Below are 23003 nucleotides of genomic sequence, written 5' to 3' on the forward strand. Positions count from 1 at the left end.
ACAATGGAAGAAATAAGAACTCTATATTACGACCGTTTCATACAACATGTTGTTGAAACGTATGCACCAAAGTTGAAGCAAGTTCGTCCGGGGCATTGTATGAAGATTACAGGCCTCGCGCTGAAAGAACTTCGTGTTCTGCTTCCTTTGTTGCGCCCCATCAATAAGGATTTGTCGGTGTTCATTCTCTCTGAAGAAGAAAAGGGAGAGGAATTTATCCATGCTACCAAGCTTATTGAATTGAGAAATGACCCCACAAAGGCAGTGCTCATCTTGGTACCGACCAATAGCAGAACGTCAGCAGAAGACTCTTATGGTGATGCTACGTTCCAAAATTTGTCAGCATCAGACCTACAGGATTCCTTCATTCTAAAGTTGATTGACGAGATTCCGGAGGAAAAGAAATATAGCTGGACACAGATATTTGAACTGCTTAGAGACGAGGTTCATGCCTACAAGAATGATGTAATCTCGTACATACTTTATTTGGAACTAAACCAGTTCTCAGATGAAGCATGGGGTAATGGATTATTTGTGTTTGGCATGTGGCCTGACATGGCGCTTCTCAGGGATGAGAATGCTGTGCGCAGACGTTTCATGCTGAACAAAGAAAAGGCTTCAGTTATTATCTCTGATTTTTCTTTGACTGCAGCTGATCGCATTTCTTCTCTTCCTATCGAGAGAGGAACAATTCAACGTGCCCTTATGAGCTTTCTTACCTCTGATGATTCTGTAGAAGATGCTAATTCTTTGTTTGAATCTATTCTGCGCAATCATCCAGAGTTTAACTATGCCAATATTCCATGGCTTGAAACTGGGTCTTCAGGCCCAGTAAAGGTAATGGTTGACTTGAACACGGGTAAGGATTCGAAGAAAGAATTGGTTAGAGACGACGAAGGCAATTTTGTGTTAAACATCATTACCGAGAAGAAGTCGAAGGTATCTTTTACCATTACTACTGATCCTGCTCCAAAGGATAATCCTGCGATTGTTTCTTTTGAAATAGCACTGGTTGACATCAGCGATTTTTCAGAAGTTGGTGTTATAAAGAAAGCCAAAGTTGGCACGAATAAGCGTGCGTCACGTAAGATGTCTGTGAACATTGCAGATGGCATGTTTGATGAAGGTGATTACTTGCTGCGTGTTCGTGCGCTTGATGAGAATGGCATTGTACTCGAACAGAAGAAAGAGTTCAAAGAAGACCTCGTACAAGCAGCTTGGGAAGAGGCAAAGGAAAAGAGCCCGAACCTCCAAATGGAACAATATCGTTTGGAACACCACGTGGCATATTGCAACGAATCTGCTGTATTCACCATTGTAAACGATGGTGATGTGCCCGAAGGTCAAATTGATAAACGAGCTAAGGTAAATAGCTTTACACAAGCTATTATTCTATATCGTTCGGCCCATTTGGCAAAGAATGAAGACTTGGATATTCCTACAGATGGTGTTGACCGTAATATGTGGGTGGATGGTAACTTGAATAATACCTATCATTTTGACTTTGGTGCTGCTTATGCCTATCAGATACAGCTGTCAAAGAAGTTAATTCAGTTGGAATCTACTTTCTTGAAGAATACCAATGTGTTTGGTCATGTCGAGGCACTGTTAGGCGGAAATCCAACAGATGCTTACTTGATGAATCCGAACGATACGGCTAATCGTGAACCGCTGTTTGTGCCTGCCTCAGATGTCAATATTCCCAATGAATTAATTGCTTTAAGAGAAGACCTCTTTGCTATCATTAGAGAATCGGCCGAGGACGAAAGTGGCTTAACAAGCACTTTGGACTTCACAACCAATTTGGGTCTGATTAAAGCCTATCTTGCTGAGTACAATACTTGGCTCAATGAGGAATTGGAGAAGGATTTAAATACAGACGATGTGGTTAAGCTGCAGAACATCGATACGGTTCTCTTATCCGTAGAAATGCCTGACGGCAGCAAGAATCAAATTAAGTTGGTAAGTCCTTTACATCCGTTGCGTTTAGCTTGGATGGTGAATCTGTACGAACTTTATCAAGATTGGGAAGATCGTACAATTGAAGTACCTAAGTATAGAAAAGCCTGGTATCGTAAACTGGATAAGCTTTTCCAAGGGCAAATACCAATGAACGTGGCACCGATAGTGCTTAGCGATGACCCTCTAAAGGAAGCATATCAGTACATTGGTGAACTTACCTTTGGTTGGGGTGCTTATGCACAACCTACGCAGTCAGAGGAGGCATTCTCTTCAGGTAGTCGTCAGTTGAAATCATACGTTTCGATGTTGCTGAATGTAGCAAGAGAAAAGCGTATTGATAGCGATGTGAACTTGGATTTGGTGGTACGCCATCTTTTTAATTACAGCGTTTCTCACCCTTATACTGATAAGTTGGTTATCAACCTGTTTAATGCAGGTGATGCGGCTACGTTTGCAGAGGCGTTGGTTAGACTGGAGAAGATTGGTATTGGTCATGAATTGGCTTATGAAATCAGACTGTTTACCGATGAGAATATGTTGCAATCTGGTGAAGCATTCAAGGATTTGCTCGACCCTGAATCAGCAGTTGCAAACTATGCAGAGGTTTTCTCACAAGCTTCTGCTAATCGCTTGTTCCCTAAACTTCGCTTCTCCTTGAATAAGACGAGCGATTTTATCAACAAGCATGATAACTATCAGGCTCATCTTTCTTTCTTAGTGAATCCGTTTGTTGTGAACACGGAGCCTGCTCGTCCAAGCGAACTAAGCCGTTCTTTCTTCTTGAATGGCACTATCTGCAGAGATATTGTAGAAGCGAAGCCTGTGGGTAAAACCTTTGTGTGGAATAGATACTATTCTAACAAGAGCTTGCCTAATCCTGTTTCAGAGTCCGCCAACCTTGAAGTTAGTTTGTTTGCTCGCTTGCAGGAAGTGATTGGTAAGATGTTGTCTTCAACCATTGAAGAGTCTGTGCCAGCCACAACGTTGCGATTGAAGGAGAATGATATGATGCTCTTGTCATTCATTCATGATAGCAGTGACTGGGTGGTTACGTTTGACAAGAATATGGGACCTGAGTTCTATGACCTTCCTTGTCTTGGCGATTCTGACGTTCCATATCTGTTGGATTATGTGCCTAACGACGAAGCTACTGGTATCTCATCTTACTTGACGACGAAACCTACTAGTGAAATCGCAGCACTGATGGTTCCTCTGTTCAAGCAGTATGGCATCAACATTGAGGACAAGAAGAATTTCAAGCAGATTCTTGAGGATGTTCGTTCAATTAGTAGTTCACTCATCATGCAGGTGAATACAACGTCGAGAAAAGGTTTTGAGGTGATTGGTACCACGTTGACGAAGCGTTTTTTGGAGAAGAAGGGCATCACAACAGAATCCTTCATGATTCCTATTGACCTTCATAAGGAACTATTTGTCGATTTGGATAGTGATAAGCAAGAACGAGCCGACAACTTGGTGGTTAAGATTGATACCAGCCGTAAGGAAATCCTTTTCAATGTGGTTGAGATTAAATGCAGAAATGCTTATTACCAAGCAGACGAACTTCATCAAAAGATTGTAAATCAAATTGAGAATACCATCTTCGCCCTGCGTTCTCACTTCGAGATTGCAGTGGATGGCAATGATAGACTTGATCGAGAGCTGAAAGTGCTTGAGTTGAAGTCTCTCTTGGAGTTCTATATTAACCGTTCACTGAGATATGGCCAGCTAAATCCGGACAAGGCTCATGAGTACAAGGTGTTCTTGAGTAAACTCTCCGAAGGCTATACTATTCGATTTAAGCATCTTGGCGTAATCTTCGACTTTATGCAGGCTGAGCGCCAAAAGAAAGATTTCTATGGTGATACGGTGATTTATACGATGGGCAATCCTGTTATCGAGCAAATTCTTGATGAGAATAGCAACTTGAAAACACAGGTATTGGAGGCTCAGGACAATGAGTTCGTGAACTTCTTCGAACCCACTTTCGTTCCTGCCGAGCAAACAAGCCCAACTCAAGAATCGCCAGTAAAGCCTGTTACAGTGGTTGCTCCGACTGATGATTCTGACTATGAAGTTATTGTGCCTAAAAAGGTGGATAATGATCCAGCTGAATCAGTAAAATCTGAGAAGAAGGAACATAACGATTCTGTGGTATTCGATAAACCTAAAGAGGACGTTGAGCAACCTCAAACGCCTCCTGCAGTCACTCCAGAAGCTGAAGAACAGCCTTCGGAAACAGAACCGACCAAGGAAGAAAAGCCGGAGAAAGATGTTCCTGTGACAGATACTCCTGTAGAGGATATACCGTCGCAACCATCTCATGACGATGAAGTCGTTGTTCCGGAGGTTGATCCAAACTACAAAGAACCTGTAGTGGATGTTATCATTGGTAAGAATAGCGAATCGCCTCAATTCGGTGTTCTGGGCAAGATGGTATCCAATGGTCGTGTTATTGGTATGGACCTCAATGAGTGCAATACCATCAGCCTCTTTGGTGTGCAAGGCGCAGGAAAGAGCTATACGATTGGTTCTGTAACAGAAATGGTGCTCAAACAGTTCTCTAACGTGAACAAGTTGCCAGCACCCATGGCAGGTGTGATATTCCATTTCAGTGAAAGTATGGATTATGCGCCTGAGTTCACATCAATGGTATATCCTAATGATGAAGCTGGGCAGTTAGCCAAGTTGAAAGCTGAATACGGTGCTGAGCCCAATTCAGTAAAAGATGTAGTCCTTCTTGCTCCTGAAGCTCAGGTCGAATTGCGCAAAGCTCAATATCCTGATTTGGAAGTTCATTCAATTGGCTTTGATTCAGGCGAATTATCGGTTCGTGACTGGTTGTTCCTCTTAGCTGCGATGGGCAATGATTCTGCTTATATCAAAGAACTGAAACAGATTATGAAGGCTTGTCGTCACAATATGTCACTGGCCAATATACGTTCTGGCGTTGCTAATAGTGATCACCTTTCTACTTCTCAAAGAGCATTGGCCAATACCAAATTGGACTTTGCTGAAGAGTATATTACTGATGGTTGTAAGCTGCGGCAGTACCTTCGCCCGGGCAGACTTATCATCGTTGACTTGCGTGATGAGTTTATCGAAAAAGAAGAAGCATTAGGCTTATTTGTTGTCATGCTCAATATATTCTCAAGTGTGATGACTGTGGATGGTAAGGCATTCAATAAGTTTATTGTATTTGATGAAGCTCATAAGTATATGAACAACAAGGAACTAGTAGATTCTATTACTACGGCGATTCGTGAAATGCGTCATAAGGGCGTTTCAATCATGATAGCCAGTCAGGATCCAATGAGTTTGCCTACAGAAATCATCGAACTTAGTTCGATGGTAGTGATGCACCGCTTTAGTTCACCTGCATGGGTGAAGCATGTTCAAAAGGCTATAACTCCACTTCAAACGCTGACGGCTACTGAAATGGCTGCATTGGGCTCGGGTGAAGCCTACCTATGGGCTAACAAAGCGACTGATAAAGCGATTACTCAGCGTCCGATAAAGATTAGCATTCGTCCTCGTGTAACCAAACACGGTGGAGATACTATACAAGCTGTAAAATAAGAATGAACATAATAGAATATTCAAATAGAGGAAGTAGAACAGTGAACCAGGATTATGTAATCCATCGTTCACTGTCTGCAGACTCTGCAATATTTGTATTAGCTGACGGTATGGGGGGCTACTCACATGGTGAGATAGCCTCACAAACTGTGGCTGAAAGTATTGTGGAGTATGTGGAGCAGAATACTACCAATTATACTCCTGAAAATCTTTTGAGGGAATCAATAGTGTTTGCTAATGATGCCTTTATGATTAAACAGATGGAAATTGGTGGTAAAAAAATGGGAACTGTCATTGCGGTGCTTTTTATTAAAGGTACCTATGCATACATAACATGGCTTGGTGATAGTAGAGTGTATAAATTTAGCAAGAGCAAAATGGATTTCTGCACAACAGACCATTCTATTGTTCAGCAACTCTCAAACAAAATGGCCATTACTTCTTCTATCTATGAGAAGTATGCAGCGATTGTAACTCGTGCCATCATGGGTGATGAAATTAAGGAAGAGATACCTATTGAAGTCCTATCTATTGCAGAAGGAGATACGTTTCTTTTATGTTCTGATGGATTTCATAAGCAGCTCCCTGTTGAAGAATACGCAGTTTCATGCGACAAGGTAAATCTGAAGTGTTTGGATGATATGGCTCCCGACATGGATGATAATTATTCATTCATAAAAGTAACGGTATAATGATATTAAGCAATATAGTAATTGACGACCTAAAAGATAAATCTGGTTTGCTCTTTGATCAGGCAAAGGATTTTGACATGCTGGCCAAGTTGATATTGGACGTAACGCAGCGTTCCATCGGTGTAACTACTCTCAAACGATTAATGGGTTATATCGATGACGACCACCGTACCAACTCTTATACGCTTAACACCATAGCCTTATACTTGGGTTTCTCGACATGGGATGATTATCTTTTGGCTCGTTCCGTAGATAGTATTTGGGGATTTCAAGATTCCGCCGTGTACATCCATGAATTAGAGTTGGACTCCGAGGTACTTGTAAAGTACATGGATCGAACAGTCAAATTTAAAGTCGTTGAGCATAAAGAAAAAAAGGCATTGATGGTAATTGAAGCTGTAAACAGTAGCCTTCAACCCAATGACCTCCTCTATATTCACAAGATTGAGAAAGGTAAAAGACTGGAGGCTGGAAAAGTTTTTCGAGGTGACTTGATTGGCAATTATAAAACCAGTAGTGAGCTGACAGCCGTCGAACTTATGTAATTTGGCTTATGATACATATAATCGATAAGGTTTCCCTTACGTCCAATGGTCTTGTCGCCACAGGAACTAAAGACCTCATTCACCTTCATCAGGGTGATATGGATGGAGCTTGTGCTGTTTATAGTCTGATGATGTGCTTAATAATCAACCGCTCGATAAAACGATTAGATGTTACAGATTTGGACAAAAAACATGATGGCCGTAGTTCTAAAGGTCGTTTAGTGGACACATTCTTGAATAACGCCAAAGGATTGGTCAGAGAAGGTTACGAGTTAGAAGTCTTGAATACGGAATTGTTGCACGCCTTCAAAAAGTGCGTGTCCACCGCATGGTATTCTACTGAAAATGCAAAGAAGCAAGAATTATATGCTATTATCAAATCCTCGTTAGACGAACATTCACCAATAGAACTTGGCTTTTCTTGGAAACGAAAAGGTGGTCATGCCATAACGGTGATTGGCTACGAAGAACAAAAGGCATATTTGCGTCTCTTCTGCCTTGATCCAGGGTATCCTCTTCAAGAAGGTCAATACTGGAATAATGTACTGGATATTGATATTGACAATGGCGCAAAATTCAACACTTACAACCACCAGGAAAGCCGTTATGGCAGAGAGGTCTTTGTATCGATTGAAGATGTTTTGGTGATACAAAAGGCTTAACTATGTAAAATTATAGATTTATAGGTTTAAAGTGATGTATATCTGATTTTTATCATAGCAATGGTACGGTATTTGTATTTAATAATGTATAATAATTCTGTCTAATACTACTGACATCTATGTTTACGCTCTTGGCTGATTGATAGTTACAGTGTACTTAACCAAGTGCAAGCTGATAAAAAGCTGGAAGGGCGAATACTTTTCGAGGATATTCCTTCGGGACATGAATGGCTAACCAGTATCATGCAGGCTATGCGAGAAGAAAAGATGCTTTACATCACTTATCAAGGATTTGGTAAACCTATAGAGAATAGTTTTGAGATAGAGCCTTATTATCTGAAAGTGATTAACCGTAGATGGTATGTGCTGGCTCGTAGTCCTTATTACTCTGAACGCAACCAAAGGCAAAACAAAGAGGATGGTGGCAACCGCCCTGCTGACGACTATCGACTTTATGCCCTCGATAGAGTGCTTGATATGGCGCTAACCGATAAGCACTTTAAGATGAAGAAAAGTTTCGATATTGAGGAATATTTTGAGGGTTGTTATGGCATTATAGCCAACAAGAATATCCCCATTGAAAGGATAGTACTTAAAGCATGGAAACCTCATTGCTGCTATTTGGAAAGTCTACCCCTACATCATTCTCAACGCATCATAGCACAAGATGATGAATCCATCACTTTTGAGTTGAATGTGCGTCCTACGTTCGATTTCTATCAAGCACTTTTAGCGCAAACAGATATGGCAGAAGTGTTAGAACCTGAAAGTGTGCGACAGGAGATGAAGCAATTTACAGAAAATATATTATACCACTATAAGAAATAAAAATGAACAATATAAACTTTATAGCTATCGACTTTGAGACCGCTACAGCCAAACGTTCATCTATCTGTGAAGCAGGTATATGTGTGGTAAAAGGAGGAAAAGTGGTTGAAACCAAGTCGTGGTTGGTGCGTCCCGAAGATAACAGGTATAGCTATTGGAATATGCAGGTACATGGCATACGCCCTCAAGACACAGCTTACGCACCTACATTTTCAAAGATATGGGAGGAAATCACAACGTATCTCAAGGATTGCCCAGTACTGGTAGCCCACAATGCAACCTTTGATATGAGATGTATTCGCCATGCCTTACAACTACACCATCTACCTTGTCCTGACATTGATTATTACTGTTCGCTCTGTGCCGCCCGACATATCTATGATTTCGGTTGTAATTCGCTCGACTATCTTTGCGACCATTTCTCTATATCGTATGGTACACACCACCGTGCTGGCGATGATGCCGAAATGTGTGCTCGGCTATTTTTGCAAGAGATAAAAGATGGCAATTTTGCAGATGTTAGCGATTTGAACTTTTGTACTGGAAAGTTATAATATACTTTGACAAATTGGCTCTTACTTTCAAAAAGTTGGATTTATATACTTTATAAACAGAAGTAAATATATTATAAGAATCTTAGGAAAGATTAAAGCAAAAAACACCTAACAGGCTATGTTTAGTTAGGTGTTTTTATTGTTATACCTTGTAATACTCTTCCAGTAACCTCGCCAAGTCCGAAGCCTTATAGAGTATCTTCCCTGCAAATTGCGTATAAGGTATAATCCCCTTATCTCTATAATCTTGCAATGTTCGAGGACTGATATACAGCCGTTCACATACCTCCTTACCTGTGAGAAAATGCTCGCCACCAAACAGGGGCTTGTGCGTTTCTCCCACTTCCTTTATTCTCCTGCCCACATCGTGCAGTGCGGTAAGCACCACCTGCATCTCGTCCGAGCCAAAATTCAAATCTTTTGCTGTTTCCATATTCTATTGCTTTTTAGTTTTGTCCGTCTTCGCAAGGAGCAGCTTCTCCACGTCCTCACGTTTATAATAACACTTGTGCCCGATCTGTGAGAAGGGCAGTACGCCCGTATCTCGGTAATGCTGCAATGTGCGCTTACTGATGTTAAGCAGCTGGCACACATCACCATTGTGCAGCCAGTCGGTATGCTTAGACTTCTCTCCAAATGTCTTGTGGCAGCAGTCGGCAAGACTTAATATCTCGTCCCTTAGTTTTTGCCAGTTCTGGTCTGTAATTATTAAATACCCCATACTTCTATTGTTTTGTTTGTTGTTACTGTTTTCTTTTGTTGCAGCGTTCTGCGCCCCATCACGATGCAAAAGTAGGGATAGTTTCCTTATGCTCAAAGCACTAAGGAACAGCAGGGAAAACAAAGGAAATACGATGAATTTCTTTTCCTCATTCCATGTCGTTATCAACGCTGATACGCCCACTTTTCTTCTTTCACTGCCAATAGCTATAAAGGTACAACCTACCATTTGACATAAGTATTCTGCCTTGTTCTAAGATTTCAGAGAACATAGAGATAAGCTCTTAATTTTTGCTTACATCTTTTTGTGGATTGCTTTTTGTTTAAATAGGTTGTTATTTTCGCCTTATCCGTTCTTTGTTATTCCTTTACTTATAGCTCACTACCCAAATGTGCAGAATACCGCATTTGAATGTGGTTTGTTACAAAGCCAATCAATTATTGGTATTTGTATCATTTCCTTTTATCCTTTGATTTCTCCATTTAATCCACTAAAAACTAAGATGTTTGATGATTTCCTACAAGGAATTTTATAGCAAGTCTATGCAACATTATGCAAGCACACCGAGAATGCTTGGCTATCAGAATTATCCTCCTTAACTTCACTTTCATAAATCATTTTAGGACGATTATGAAGAAATGCGCAGACAATAGCAATATACACGCAGAAGACAAGCCGAAGCATAGTAGGCAAACTTCCAAAAACAAGGAGATAGAAAGCTACCTCTCCACCCATTATGACTTCAGGTTTAACACCGTACTTGGCAGAACAGAGTTTTCTCCCAAGTATGCCAATGTGTATAGCAAGGTCAGCCGTTATGACATCAATACCTTTCGCAGGGAACTTGATAGCGAGGAAGGTATTATTACTTCCGCTGATAATCTCTATTCCATCATTGAAAGCAGCTTTTCTCCCCGTATCAATCCCATACAGGAGTATTTCAAGGCTTTGCCAACGGTTGATGCTTCAGAAGTGCTGTACAAGATAGAGATAAACCAATGCGCCATCGCCAATCTTGCACCGTGCGTTACCGTCCGTAACTCCGAGAAGTGGCTGCCGTACCTTACCAAATGGCTTGTGGCAGTGGTTGCCAATGCGATGGACAACCGTGAATGCCGTAACCATACCTGCCTTGTACTGACAGGAGAACAAGGTAAGTTCAAGACTACCTTTCTTGATTTGCTTTGTCCGCCTGCGCTTAAAGGTTACAGCTACACAGGTAAGATATATCCGCAGGAGAAAGATACACTCACCTATATAGGGCAAAACCTCATCGTAAACATAGACGACCAGCTCAAAGCCCTCAACAAGCGTGATGAGAACGAACTCAAGAACCTCATCACCTGCCCGATGGTCAAATATCGTATGCCCTACGACAAGTATGTGGAGGAACATCCCCATTTGGCGAGTTTCGTAGCATCGGTGAACGGCAACGATTTTTTGACCGACCCGACAGGAAGCAGACGCTTCCTGCCCTTTGAGGTGCTTGCCATTGATATTGAACGAGCTAAAGCTATTTCTATGGATGCCGTCTATACCGAAGCCAAAGCCCTTTTAAAATCAGGCTTCCGCTATTGGTTCAATGATGACGAGATAGCGGAGCTATACAGGGAGAGTGAGGACTTCCAAGTGCAGACCGCTGAAATGGAACTACTATTACGCTGTTTTGAAAAGCCAACAGAGGACAATCCTCATTGTACTTATATGACCACTACTGAAATACTCGCCTACTTAGGCATCTATACCCATCAGCCTTTGACACTCAAACGTATGGGCGAAGCACTCAAAAGGGCTGGCTTTGAAAAGGTAAGCAAGAGGCGTGAAGGTTGTAGTCCTGTCTATGTGTATAAGATTAGGAAAATCCACCCCTGCCCACTGGTAAATAGCTGTAGTAGTTTGATGTAGTAGCGTATGTAGTATAGTTGTTTACTACAACTCATACCTGAATGTCAATTACTTACAATCAAAATATATGTAGTAAGAAGAAAGTGAAAAAAGTTTTTAGGGGAAAAACTTTAGGAAACGAAAAAGAATAAATGAAGTTTGCCCTATCAGCATAATCAAGATATAATCCGATATTAAAATCAGAATGAATAAATGTTCAACCAAATAATTATAATAACAATGAAAGAAGAAGATTTATCACTCATCAAGCGATACCCCATAGTGGAGTATCTTGAAAGGAAAGGTATCAAATCTGTGCGTAGGACACCATCTTATGCCCTCTACCGTTCACCGCTTCGTGAAGATATGCATCCAAGTTTCAAGGTGGACACAGAAAAGAACCTTTGGATAGACTATGCCGAAGGCAAGGGCGGCAGTATTATCGACCTTTATATGCGGTTGGAGGGCTGCACATTATTAGAAGCCATCCGTCAATTGGGACGAAACGATCCCGATGATACTGCGCACAGCCTTCAAAGAGAGAGGGTACAAGACACTTCTAAGCAGGAAAGTATCAGGCAGGCAGCCTCTACAAATGGTGGAGCAAGGAGACTGATAGGTATATCAGACACCTTGCCACTCCATTTGCAGAAATACCTCACAGAAGAACGCTGCATCAATATAGAAAAGGCTACACCCTTTCTACGTTGTATCAGCTATGAGGTAAGAGGCCATCATTACCAAGCCATCGGCTTTGCCAATCAATCGGGAGGTTATGAGCTTAGAGATAACGGTACGTTCAAGGGAACGATTGCTCCGAAGGACATTACTCCGATATTCATAGACAAGTTGAGAGACAAGGACGCTGATAAGATACAGCCTGTATGCGTGTTCGAGGGATTTATAGATTTCCTTTCTCTCCTTTCAATGAAAGAAGAAGTAACGAGTGTCTGCCTCGTGATGAACTCCGTAAGCAATGTTGCAAGGGCTATCCGCTATCTGAACGGCCGACACCTAACCCATATCCGTGCCTTCCTTGACAATGATGATGCAGGAAAGAGGGCAACCAATGATTTCATCAGGGCTGGTTTCAAGGTCGAGGATATGTCAGTGCATTACAGGAACTTCAAAGACCTCAACGAATATCACGTACATAGGGTACGTGAGCAACAGAAGAAACTATCACAGGTGATGCAGCAAATGCAAAGCAACTCCATAAAGGTAAAACAAGTTAAACATAAAATGAGATAGAAAAATGGAAAAGAAGAAAACAACAGAGGTAGAGTATGACCTTTCATATTATTTAGGTGGTAACGAAGAAGAACTGCTCGGAAGAAGTAGCCAGCAGCACACAAAGATGACACGGAGCGGTAAGCCATCAGAGGATGTCGAGCCATTACAGAACACAGAGGTATCACGGTGTACCGAGCTTTCACACGAAACTGAACAAGCAAGGCTGCCAGAGAATGCACCCGTTCAGAAACGCATCAGTGCCAAAATGAGAAAGGAAACGCTTGAAGCCTACAAGCAAGCCTATCTTTTACCTGCCAAACTCAGTAATAGAAAGGCTGTCTATCTGAGCAAGGAAACACAGGAACGTGCAGACCTCATCGTGCGAAGATTGGGCGACAGGGGCAGCAACCTTTCAAGTTTCGTGGAGAACCTCGTCCGCAGTCATTTGGAGGAATACCACGAGGATATAGAGAAGTGGAGAAAGCTATAAGCACGAAAAAAGGAGCGAGGGCTTTTCTTGGAAAGGCCCTCCCTTTTCCTTGAAACCCTCGACCCTTTTCCAAAAGAAGCGAAGACTATGTTATTGTCTAAAAGACAGAAAGGTGGGAATGCCACGAACGCAGTTAGACACGGAATGTCGTGCATCCAGTTTCGGTAGGAGCAACACCCTTAGGTGTTATCGGCATCTCAGCTGATATTGCAAGACGTCAGTTTGTACCCACAAACTGCGCTTGCTCCCCTCATCAAACAGTCGGGGAGATTAGACCGTAATCACTCCGTTCTCATCGGTCATCATTCAGAAATTAAGCAGCAACGAATCATCCATAATGCTTAACTTTCAGAGAAACTTATATGAAGAAATACAGAAGAAAAGCTACCCAATGGCAGCAGAAGGACAATGAAGAAAAACAGATGAACAAGACGGAGTTCATCAAGGTTAGGTGTACTTTGGAGGAGAAGCAGCGCATCAAGGCAAAAGCAGAAAGCACAGGGCGGAAGTTCTCCGAGTACTGCCGTGAGATTCTTTTGAATGGTGAAGTGGTAGCCGTTCCCAAGATGACCGACAATGAAAAGGAAGCCATTGCCGTACTCCACCGAACGGGAATGTACTACGCACAGGTTTCCAACCTCATCAGGATAAAGGACGAGTCATGGGTGCCGATAACCAAGAACCTTTCCATATGTGCCAAAGAAGCATTTAAGCGTTTTTTCGACCCTCACTTTCGGATTGATGATGATATTTATAAGGTCTTAAATTTGACGAGAGATGATAGGAAAGTGTAAGGCGATAGCGCACGGAAGCACGGCATTGGACTATATTTTCAGGGAGGGCAAGCTCGGTTGTCGGCTTGCCTTCCACAATCTTTGCAGCAGGGAGCCGAAGGCTATCCATGAGGAAATGAAGGTGGTCAGCGACTACAACAGCCGATGCAGGAACAAGTTCCTCCGTATCGAAATAGGTATCGCTCCGCAGGACGAGAAGAAACTGCCTGTTTCTGAATTGATGAGGATATCTCATCTGTTTGCCAAGCGAATGGGGCTTGACAATCACCAATGGGTAGCCGTAACCCACAAGGACACCGATAACAGGCATATTCATATCATCGCCAACCGCATCAGTCTGTGTGGAGAGGTATATGACACCACTTTTGTGAGCAACAGGGCAGCGAGGGTGGCGGAGGACATCAGCAGGGAGAAAGGCTTGACTATCGCAAAGGAGGTCAAGGCGGAGAGGAAACACCAAAAGGTAAAAGCCAATCCCACAAGGGAGGAAGCAAAGAAAGAACTGCAAAGAATATGCTATACCCTGCTTGATAAATACAAAGGTACAGGCATCACGGGAAATTCCATGTTCCTCTACGAATTAAACAAGAACGGCATTACCATAGAGCGCGTGAAGAACAAGCAGGGAAAGGTCTATGGCTTGAATTTCTCATACAGAGGACAATCTTTCAAGGCGTCGGAAATAGGCAGGGAGTTCGGCTACCGTTCCCTGAAGAATAACTTTGAACCAACTAACAAAGAAGCATTAAAAAGACCACACCAAACGATACAGGAACCGATAGAAAAGAACGAACAGCCTGATACAGGTTATCAACTTGTACCCAAAAGCCGTTCCTCTATCTCACGAGACAATGACATCCCACAAATGCAAAGTCCCATTGACGCAGTGGCTGATACTGCCATGAGCGTAGTCGATGAAGTGTTGGAAGGCTTAGGCGGGATGATTACACCAACCGCACAGGGCGATGATTATGCCGAAGCAGCATGGCAGCGCAAGCTCAGATACCAAGCGAACAGAAAGAAACGAGGGAGAAAACTATAAGCCATACGAGTTTACAAAAAAACGCAAAACAAAGAATTTCTTAGCATAAACGCTTGTTATTCGGTTACAAAGTATTATCTTTGCAGACAGAATAACAAGCGTTCTTTGTTAGGCAGAAAACAGCAAAGCCAAGTAGCTCGCTCGTTTCCAAATCGTTACCTATTCAGTTATGCCAACAAGGTAACTTCTTTATTTTCAATAAGTTGTATTTTAGATGTTATCTTGCAATGCAATTAAGCACCTTTTATGATGTGCTTTTGCAACTATTTGATTCTCTGATGGTTATGAATGTAGTCTTTTTTGATGTTTTCATGGTAAAAGAAGTTTCCTTTCTCCCTTTTTATGTAATGATTTTTCAAAGCAGTTATGTGTGTTTTACTCCTATAAAAACCAACTTCTGAGGGTCAATCCCACATTATATAATATAAAGAAGACGGGAATGATACGACCATATCATTCCCGTCTTTTATGTTATTTGCTATTAATCTTAGATAGACTTGTAGCCGTTTGTACTGTTATGTGCAAGCAAGTCTTTCAGATTTAGCTCTCTGCCACCATGTGCTTCGTAAGCTTCTCTCATTTCTTCCTCGCCCTCAGCCTCTTCTTCAGAGTGAACGAATGTAACACACCTGTCTTTAAGTTCTGCGACTACCCAGCCAATCAGTGCGATGATTAGCAGTGCAATCAGTCCTGTCATTGGAGTTATCATAATTGATTTGTTTTTTATTTCTGATGCAAAATTACATTAAGTTTCGGAAAGGACCAAATAATCTGTTAGTTTTTAGTAACTTTGCAATAAATATAACTGTGTAAAGTTCATAAGAACAAGATGACAAGAAAAGAAAGATATGATTATGCACTGAGTTATTTTCGCAAGAATGTTGGGCATGTTTCGACTGAGCTAAATTTTGGTTCAGCCTTCCAACTTCTTTGTGCGACACTCCTTTCTGCTCAGTGTACGGATAAGCGAATCAATGCGATAACACCAGAATTGTTTCGTCATTATCCAGATGCAAAGGCGATGGCAGAGGCTACTGCCGATGAGATATTTGAGTATGTGAAGAGTGTTTCTTACCCAAATTCAAAGGCAAAACATTTGGTAGAGATGTCGAAGATGTTGGTTGAGAAATTTGATGGTGAGGTACCTTCTGACCCTAATGCACTCGTTACGCTTCCGGGAGTAGGGCGTAAGACGGCAAATGTTATTCAAGCAGTGTGGTTTGGTAAGCCAACACTTGCTGTCGATACGCATGTCTACCGTGTCAGTCATCGTTTGGGGCTGGTTCCTTCAACAGCTAACACGCCTCGTAAGGTTGAGGATTATCTGATGAAGAATATCCCTACAGAGGAGGTCTCGGATGCCCACCATTGGATATTGCTTCATGGACGTTATGTTTGCAAGAGTGCTAAGCCTGATTGCGAGCATTGTCCCTTTGATGATATCTGTCCAAAGTTGTTGGAGAATAGTAAGTTGTAGGATAGGATAGTTGACGAGTTAACGAGTTTACAAGTTAACGAGTTAATTGATGGTAGGTTTATAGTTGACGGTTGACGAGTTAACAAGTGAATGAATTGATAGTGTAAAATTAAACAAGATAAAACGCAAAAGATTATGAATACAAAGAAGATAATACACTTCTTGAAAGGTATTGCTGCGAACAATAATAAGCAATGGTTTCAGGAGCATAAGGCTGAATACGATGCGGTGAAGGCTGATTTCGAGAACGGAATTGACCAAATAATATCTTGTTTGGCAACCTTTGATGATGAGGTTTCACACTTGACGGCAAAGGATTGTACCTATCGTTTTTATCGTGATGTACGCTTCTCACCTGATAAGAGTCCGTATAAACGCCACTTGGGTGCATACATCTGTGCACGTGGTAGAAAGGCATTGCGAGGCGGTTATTATATACATCTTCAGCCAGGGAACTGCTTGGTAGCTGTTGGTTGCTATTGGTTGCCTACGAATATATTGACTTCATGTCGCAATGAAATCATGGCAAACATTGATGAATGGCGTAAAGATGTTGAGAATGAGGACTTTCTTAATTTGTTCGGACGACCTAATGAAGGCGAGTGGACCGACGATAAAGTAAGTAAGAGAGGCTTTGGACTTGCAGCTTTAAAGACTGTTCCAAAGGGATTTCCAAAGGATTATGAGCATCTTCAGTATCTTCGAATGAAGGATTATTGCTGTTGGGTGTCTGTGCCTGATGACTTCTTCGAGGGCGATGGCTGGGTTGAACAGTTAGAACATATCTGCAAGACGGGTAAGCCTATGATGGACTTCATCAATAATGTGGTAGATGATTATGAGTAGAAACAAATAAAGAGGAACGCAAAGGCATTCCTCTTTATTTTTATATGTACTAAAACGCTTTGGCTAATGAACCCATTAGTCAAAGAGATAATAGATTACTTCTTTCTCAACTCTTCAAGACTTGCCTTCAGAGCGGCAATCTTCTCTTCAGAGTCACTCTGCTTCTTGCGCTCACGTTCGATAACAGCTTCAGGTGCATTTGCTACGAACTTCTCGTTTGAGAGTTTCTTCTTGATACCTGTGAGGAAGCCTTCAAGATGCTTGAGCTCCTTCTCCTGCTTCTCAATCTCAGCTGCAACGTCAATCAAGTCGCCCACTGGAACTGCGAAACTATCGGTACCAACCATGAAACCTGATGCGTCACCACTCTTCTCAGTTACCACTTCAATAGCCTTCAAGTTAGCCATCTTAATGATTACACTGTTGTAAGCCTCGTAGTTGTTCTGACCGATTACGTTCAAGTCGAGCTCAACCTTTGGAGCAATGTTCTTCTGATTGCGTACGGTTCTCACACCACTGACAATCGCCTTAACCTGCTCAATAGCCTCGATGAGCTTTAATTCCTCCTTGCTTGGTGCATCAAGTTTGAGTTCGTCACGCATGATGCTCTCGTTATCCTTGCGCTCATAGATGTGTTGCCACAACTCCTCAGTAATGAAAGGCATGAATGGATGCAACATCTTCAAGAGTGAATTGAAGAATTTAAGGGTTGCTTCGTAGGTGAGCTTGTCGATTGGTTTGCCATATTCTGGCTTAATCATCTCCAAGTACCAACTTGAGAACTCGTCCCAGAAAAGGCGGTAAACAGTCATCAAAGCCTCTGAAATACGATAGCTCTTGAACTGCTCGTTCATCTCAGCATTTACTTCCTTCAACTTCGCTTCGAACCATTCAACAGCAATCTTGTTTGCCAATGGCTGCTCAGCATCAGTTGTCTCCCAACCTTGAACGAGGCGGAAGGCATTCCAAATCTTATTGTTGAAGTTACGTCCCTGTTCGCAAAGTGTCTCGTCGAAGAGGATGTCGTTGCCTGCAGGTGCAGAGAGCATCATACCCATACGAACACCATCAGCACCATACTTCTCGATGAGCATGATTGGGTCTGGTGAGTTACCAAGACTCTTACTCATCTTGCGGCCGAGCTTATCACGTACAATACCTGTGAAGTAAACATGCTTGAATGGGAACTTACCACGATACTCATAGCCTGCCATAATCATACGTGCTACCCAGAAGAAGATAATATCTGGACCTGTAACAAGGTCGCTGGTAGGGTAGTAGTAGTTGATTTCTTCGTTGTCAGGGTTGTTGATTCCATCGAAGACAGAGATTGGCCACAACCAACTTGAGAACCAAGTATCCATGCAATCGCTCTCTTGTTCAAGGTCGGCAGCTGTTACAGAAGGATTAATTTCCTCTGCCAACTTCAATGCTTCTTCAGTAGTTTCTGCCACAACGGTGGCATTCTTGCCTTCTGCATCTTTGAAGTAGTAAGCAGGAATACGATGACCCCACCACAACTGACGGCTGATACACCAGTCCTTGATGTTCTCTAACCAGTGGCGATATGTGTTCTTATACTTCTTTGGATAGAACTCTATATCGTCGTCCATGACTGGAGCGAGGGCGATATCAGCAAAGTGCTGCATCTTTAAGAACCATTGTGTAGACAGCTTTGGCTCAATAGGCACGTGTGTACGCTCCGAGTAACCAACCTTGTTATCATAGTCCTCAACCTTCTCCATGAGGCCTGCAGCCTCCAAATCCTTTGATATCTGCTTACGTACATCCATACGGTCCTGACCAACATACAAGCCAGCAGCCTCAGAGATAGTACCATTATCGTTGAAGATATCAATAGTTTCCAAACCGTGTTTCAAGCCAAGTGCATGGTCGTTAACGTCGTGAGCAGGTGTAACCTTCAAGCAACCAGTACCGAACTGGATATCAACATAGATGTCTTCAATAACTGGAATCACACGATTTACCAATGGAACGATAACATGAAGACCCTTCAACCATGTGTTCTTAACGTCCTCTGGGTTGATACACATAGCTGAGTCACCCATGATTGTCTCTGGACGAGTGGTCGCAACAACAGCATAGTAACCCTTCGCATCCTTATGCATTACGTTGCCTTCATCCTTGCGTTCAACCTTTGCTTGGTCTTCTTCAGCAACATAGTATTTAAGGTGATAAAGCTTAGAATGCTCATCTTTGTAGATTACTTCTTCGTCAGAAAGAGCCGTCTGAGCCTGTGGATCCCAGTTAACCATGCGTACACCACGATAGATGTAGCCCTTCTTATAGAGGTCGCAGAATACCTTGATAACACTCTTGCTACGAGTATCGTCCATGGTGAAAGCAGTACGATCCCAATCGCATGAGCAACCAAGTCGACGCAACTGCTTGAGGATAATGCCACCATGTTCGTGTGTCCAATCCCATGCATGCTCAAGGAACTGCTCACGAGTGAGGTCAGTCTTCTTTATACCTTGCTCTGCGAGGCGGTTCACAACCTTTGCTTCTGTAGCAATACTTGCGTGGTCAGTGCCCGGTACCCAGCATGCATTCTTACCTTCCATGCGGGCACGTCTTACCAAGATGTCCTGTATCGTGTTGTTCAACATGTGGCCCATGTGAAGCACACCCGTTACGTTTGGTGGAGGAATAACCACAGTGTAAGGCTCGCGGCCATCAGGCTTAGAACTGAAAAGCTTGTTGTCCAGCCAATACTGGTACCATTTTGATTCCACTACTTGTGGATCATACTTGCTTGCTAATTCCATTGTCTCGTATATTATTATTTCTTTATTATCTTTAAAATTACGATGCAAAAGTACAAAAAATCCGCCTAAAAAGCGTATCTTTGCATCAATAATAGTACACTGATGAGTACTTTAACGTTTATGTTTAACTTTAAACATCAAGACTTTGCATACTAAAGAAGATAAACTGAAAGCTTTTTCCCGACTTTTAGACATTCAAGAACGACTCCGAAAGGAGTGTCCATGGGATAGTAAACAGACTAATGAAAGCCTCCGTCCCAATACGATTGAAGAGACCTTTGAATTGGCTGATGCGCTCTTAAAAAATGACTCAAAGAATATCTGTAAAGAGCTTGGAGACGTCATGGAACATGTTATCTTCTATTCTATGTTGGGTGAAGAAAAGGGGGAGTTTGATGTTGCTGATGTCTGCAATGCGCAATCCGACAAACTTATGTTTCGACATGATTTTATCGATTGGACGGGTTGGAGTGTGACACGTTCTGATATGGTAGTTAATGCTGCAGGACAAGTAGTTTACAAAGATGAAGAAGAACAGGTTGCTAAGAACGCACAGTCGACAACTCCTAATACTGCTTCTCAGGTAGAATCAACATGGGAACAGCGCAAGCAACGTGAACGTGACGGAAACACTTCGGTACTCTCTGGTGTGCCCAATTCACTGCCAAGTCTTATTAAGGCTTACCGCATCCAAGACAAGGCACGCAATGTTGGTTTTGATTGGGAAGAGAAAGAGCAGGTCTGGGATAAGGTATATGAAGAATTAGAAGAACTGAAGAGCGAGCTGATGAAGGAGGATAAGCAACGTTCAACAGAAGAACTTGGCGACTTTTTATTCTCTCTTATTAATGCAGCACGCCTCTATCATTTGAATCCTGATAATGCTCTTGAGCACACGAATCAGAAGTTTATCAAGCGATTTAACTATATTGAGGAAGCTGCTAAGGCAAAGGGTGTTACGATAAAAGACTTAACTCTTGCTGAAATGGATGAGTTATGGAATCAAGCTAAGGCTGCTAACAATTAAAATTACGATAAAAATTGAGGAGTGTAAATATGAAAAGAACCTTTTATTTTATCATGTCTTTGTTTATTCTTGCAGTAGCAATCTCTTGTAAGGATAGCAAACCTAAGTCTATGATGTCTGAAACTGAAGAGGCTGAAGACTCTGTTGCCACAAACGATAGTACTATCTATGGTACGATGGTGGATGGTGGTATGAACTCTATTGTTCTGCTTACCGATCATGGTGATACACTTGAATATCTTGTAAACCCAAATGATACATTTGAAGTTGTTAAAGGTGGAAAGATTAATGGTGACCGATTTGCCATTATTGGTTATAAAGAGTATGGTGATAATTTTATGCGTTCAGCGATTAATCTTACCTCTTTGTTAGGTAACTGGAGTAGTCTTGATCGCAACTTTGAGATAAAAGAAGGAGGAAGCGTTACTTCAAGCTTGCAGTCTGAGAAGAATCCATGGACAGCATGGAAAATATGGAATGGTAAGCTGATTCTGTCAAAAGACACCTTTGACGTAGAAAGCCTTGGTGCGGACACATTGTCATTAGAGAATAAATCGGGACTTTTTGTCTTTACAAGGGGTAAGTAAGTTCTTCGCTATACTCTCTTTAAAGAGAATGTGACGACTATTATTAGAAAACTAATCTTTTCATTCCTCTCTTAAAAGGGTGGAATGAGAAGACATGAGGTAGTCTATATGGAACCATTCAAAGTACATATTCTTGGTTGCGGTAGTGCGTTACCAACTTTGCAACATAATGCTTCTTCCCAAGTAGTTGAGCTTAGGGAGAAGCTTTTTATGATTGATTGTGGGGAGGGAACACAGATACAACTTCGTCGGTCGCGCATACATTTCTCAAAGATTATAGCTGTTTTTATTAGCCACTTGCATGGTGACCATTGTTTTGGTTTGCCTGGTATGATTTCAACCTTTGGTATGACAGGGCGTACGGCTCCGTTACATATCTACGCTCCCGCTGCGTTTGAGCCTATTCTTGACCAGACACTGAACTTTTTTTGTCAGGGTTTAGAGTTTGAAGTAGTGTTTCATGCTGTTGATACAAAGCAGAATAAGGTGGTTTACGAGGATAGGAGTCTGACGGTTGAAACAATCCCTTTGCAGCATCGTATTGATTGTTGTGGTTATCTGTTCCGTGAGAAACCAACACTACCACATATTCGTCGTGACATGATAGACTTTTATCATATTCCTATCAGTCAGATTAATAATATAAAGGCTGGGGCTGATTGGGTAACGCCAGAGGGTGATGTGATTCCTAATAATAAGCTAACAACCCCTGCTGCACCTGCTCGTAGCTATGCTTATTGCTCTGACACGCGATACATTAAAACACTCCATAATCTTGTAAAAGAGGTAAGTACGCTCTATCATGAAAGTACATACGCAGCGCAAGATGCTGATCGAGCTCGTCTTTATTGGCATAGTACGTCACAGCAAGCAGCACAGGTGGCTCTGGATGCAGCTGCAGGGAAACTTCTTTTAGGGCATTACTCAGCCCGTTATGGTAATGAACAGCAGCTATTAGATGAAGCTAAAGAAATATTTCCTAATAGTTTCCTGACACAAGAAGGTGCAAGTTTTGATATATAAGTCGGTTTGTTAGAGTTGTTTTGATGCCATTCTATCTTCTATAATATCATATAAAGAGGTTGCATACACCTTTTTATATAATATAAAACCTTTTAGGCTCTAATGACCGACTTGGGTTAAATATCTACCAATTATCATGTCTATCCATCTTTTATAAACAAGTTGTTCTTATATCGATAGATATTTGTAAGCTATTTTCATGCAATTCGAAATCAATATATGCTCTTTTGGCTTCTAAAAGACGCCTAATTGACTTGCAATAGGTGCC

20 protein-coding genes are annotated in these 23003 nt (G+C 41.9%); 16 read left to right on the top strand and 4 right to left on the bottom strand.

What is annotated here, in order from left to right; genetic code table 11:
• The first annotated feature begins 3 nt into the window (after positions 1 to 3).
• The 6 genes from HMPREF1505_RS01295 (at position 4) to HMPREF1505_RS01320 (ending at position 8822) form a co-directional block, all read left to right on the top strand.
• Positions 4 to 5541 carry an ATP-binding protein gene (locus HMPREF1505_RS01295; protein ID WP_036921370.1) on the top strand — a complete coding sequence of 1846 codons (5538 nt, stop codon included), beginning with the start codon at positions 4 to 6 and terminating at the stop codon, positions 5539 to 5541.
• Between the two features lie 2 nt (positions 5542 to 5543).
• Positions 5544 to 6233, top strand: a complete 690-nt coding sequence (locus HMPREF1505_RS01300; RefSeq protein WP_036921372.1) for a PP2C family serine/threonine-protein phosphatase — start codon at positions 5544 to 5546, stop codon at positions 6231 to 6233.
• 77 nt (positions 6234 to 6310) lie between these two features.
• Positions 6311 to 6778, top strand: a complete 468-nt coding sequence (locus tag HMPREF1505_RS01305; protein WP_231480315.1) for a hypothetical protein — start codon at positions 6311 to 6313, stop codon at positions 6776 to 6778.
• 8 nt (positions 6779 to 6786) lie between these two features.
• A complete protein-coding gene (locus HMPREF1505_RS01310) occupies positions 6787 to 7440 on the top strand; it encodes a hypothetical protein (protein WP_036921377.1) in 654 nt (217 codons plus the stop codon).
• A 165-nt stretch (positions 7441 to 7605) separates the two neighbouring features.
• Complete coding sequence (locus HMPREF1505_RS01315) at positions 7606 to 8268, top strand: YafY family protein (protein WP_051412284.1); 663 nt, start codon at positions 7606 to 7608, stop codon at positions 8266 to 8268.
• A 2-nt stretch (positions 8269 to 8270) separates the two neighbouring features.
• Positions 8271 to 8822, top strand: a complete 552-nt coding sequence (locus HMPREF1505_RS01320) for a 3'-5' exonuclease (protein WP_036921380.1) — start codon at positions 8271 to 8273, stop codon at positions 8820 to 8822.
• A gap of 142 nt (positions 8823 to 8964) precedes the next feature.
• Here HMPREF1505_RS01320 and HMPREF1505_RS01325 read toward each other — a convergent pair whose 3' ends face one another.
• Positions 8965 to 9255: a helix-turn-helix domain-containing protein gene (locus HMPREF1505_RS01325; RefSeq protein WP_036921383.1), complete on the bottom strand. Its 291-nt coding sequence runs from the start codon at positions 9253 to 9255 to the stop codon at positions 8965 to 8967.
• A 3-nt stretch (positions 9256 to 9258) separates the two neighbouring features.
• Complete coding sequence (locus tag HMPREF1505_RS13675; RefSeq protein ID WP_036921422.1) at positions 9259 to 9543, bottom strand: helix-turn-helix domain-containing protein; 285 nt, start codon at positions 9541 to 9543, stop codon at positions 9259 to 9261.
• A 630-nt stretch (positions 9544 to 10173) separates the two neighbouring features.
• On the opposite strand from HMPREF1505_RS13675, the gene HMPREF1505_RS01335 reads away from it, so the two are divergent.
• The 5 genes from HMPREF1505_RS01335 to HMPREF1505_RS01355 all read left to right on the top strand — a co-directional run bounded on the left by HMPREF1505_RS01335 (position 10174) and on the right by HMPREF1505_RS01355 (position 14986).
• Positions 10174 to 11448 carry a VapE domain-containing protein gene (locus HMPREF1505_RS01335; RefSeq protein ID WP_369758951.1) on the top strand — a complete coding sequence of 425 codons (1275 nt, stop codon included), beginning with the start codon at positions 10174 to 10176 and terminating at the stop codon, positions 11446 to 11448.
• A 219-nt stretch (positions 11449 to 11667) separates the two neighbouring features.
• Positions 11668 to 12678: a toprim domain-containing protein gene (locus tag HMPREF1505_RS01340; protein WP_036921425.1), complete on the top strand. Its 1011-nt coding sequence runs from the start codon at positions 11668 to 11670 to the stop codon at positions 12676 to 12678.
• A gap of 4 nt (positions 12679 to 12682) precedes the next feature.
• Positions 12683 to 13150 (top strand): DUF3408 domain-containing protein, encoded by a 468-nt coding sequence (locus tag HMPREF1505_RS01345; RefSeq protein WP_008448421.1) that lies wholly within the window; start codon positions 12683 to 12685, stop codon positions 13148 to 13150.
• A 362-nt stretch (positions 13151 to 13512) separates the two neighbouring features.
• Positions 13513 to 13944 carry a hypothetical protein gene (locus HMPREF1505_RS01350; protein ID WP_036921388.1) on the top strand — a complete coding sequence of 144 codons (432 nt, stop codon included), beginning with the start codon at positions 13513 to 13515 and terminating at the stop codon, positions 13942 to 13944.
• Positions 13928 to 14986 carry a relaxase/mobilization nuclease domain-containing protein gene (locus HMPREF1505_RS01355; RefSeq protein ID WP_036921390.1) on the top strand — a complete coding sequence of 353 codons (1059 nt, stop codon included), beginning with the start codon at positions 13928 to 13930 and terminating at the stop codon, positions 14984 to 14986. The genes HMPREF1505_RS01350 and HMPREF1505_RS01355 overlap by 17 nt, the downstream gene beginning before the upstream one ends.
• Positions 14987 to 15473: 487 nt before the next feature.
• Here the strand turns inward: HMPREF1505_RS01355 and HMPREF1505_RS01360 are convergent, their stop codons facing one another.
• Positions 15474 to 15695 (bottom strand): hypothetical protein, encoded by a 222-nt coding sequence (locus HMPREF1505_RS01360; RefSeq protein WP_036921392.1) that lies wholly within the window; start codon positions 15693 to 15695, stop codon positions 15474 to 15476.
• A gap of 120 nt (positions 15696 to 15815) precedes the next feature.
• Between HMPREF1505_RS01360 and nth the strand changes: the two genes are divergently transcribed.
• Positions 15816 to 16463: an endonuclease III gene (nth, locus tag HMPREF1505_RS01365; RefSeq protein ID WP_013265335.1), complete on the top strand. Its 648-nt coding sequence runs from the start codon at positions 15816 to 15818 to the stop codon at positions 16461 to 16463.
• A gap of 135 nt (positions 16464 to 16598) precedes the next feature.
• A complete protein-coding gene (locus tag HMPREF1505_RS01370; RefSeq protein WP_036921395.1) occupies positions 16599 to 17309 on the top strand; it encodes a DUF2461 domain-containing protein in 711 nt (236 codons plus the stop codon).
• A gap of 95 nt (positions 17310 to 17404) precedes the next feature.
• Here HMPREF1505_RS01370 and HMPREF1505_RS01375 read toward each other — a convergent pair whose 3' ends face one another.
• On the bottom strand, positions 17405 to 20098 hold the full coding sequence (locus HMPREF1505_RS01375; protein WP_036921398.1) for a valine--tRNA ligase: 2694 nt from the start codon (positions 20096 to 20098) through the stop codon (positions 17405 to 17407).
• Between the two features lie 145 nt (positions 20099 to 20243).
• Between HMPREF1505_RS01375 and mazG the strand changes: the two genes are divergently transcribed.
• The 3 genes from mazG to HMPREF1505_RS01390 all read left to right on the top strand — a co-directional run bounded on the left by mazG (position 20244) and on the right by HMPREF1505_RS01390 (position 22735).
• Positions 20244 to 21125: a nucleoside triphosphate pyrophosphohydrolase gene (mazG, locus tag HMPREF1505_RS01380; protein WP_036921400.1), complete on the top strand. Its 882-nt coding sequence runs from the start codon at positions 20244 to 20246 to the stop codon at positions 21123 to 21125.
• 29 nt (positions 21126 to 21154) lie between these two features.
• On the top strand, positions 21155 to 21712 hold the full coding sequence (locus HMPREF1505_RS01385) for a lipoprotein (RefSeq protein WP_036921404.1): 558 nt from the start codon (positions 21155 to 21157) through the stop codon (positions 21710 to 21712).
• Between the two features lie 108 nt (positions 21713 to 21820).
• Complete coding sequence (locus HMPREF1505_RS01390) at positions 21821 to 22735, top strand: ribonuclease Z (protein ID WP_036921406.1); 915 nt, start codon at positions 21821 to 21823, stop codon at positions 22733 to 22735.
• Positions 22736 to 23003 lie beyond the last annotated feature (268 nt).

It is taken from the genome of Prevotella sp. ICM33, assembly GCF_000517825.1.
Classification (GTDB): Bacteria; Bacteroidota; Bacteroidia; order Bacteroidales; family Bacteroidaceae; genus Prevotella; species Prevotella melaninogenica.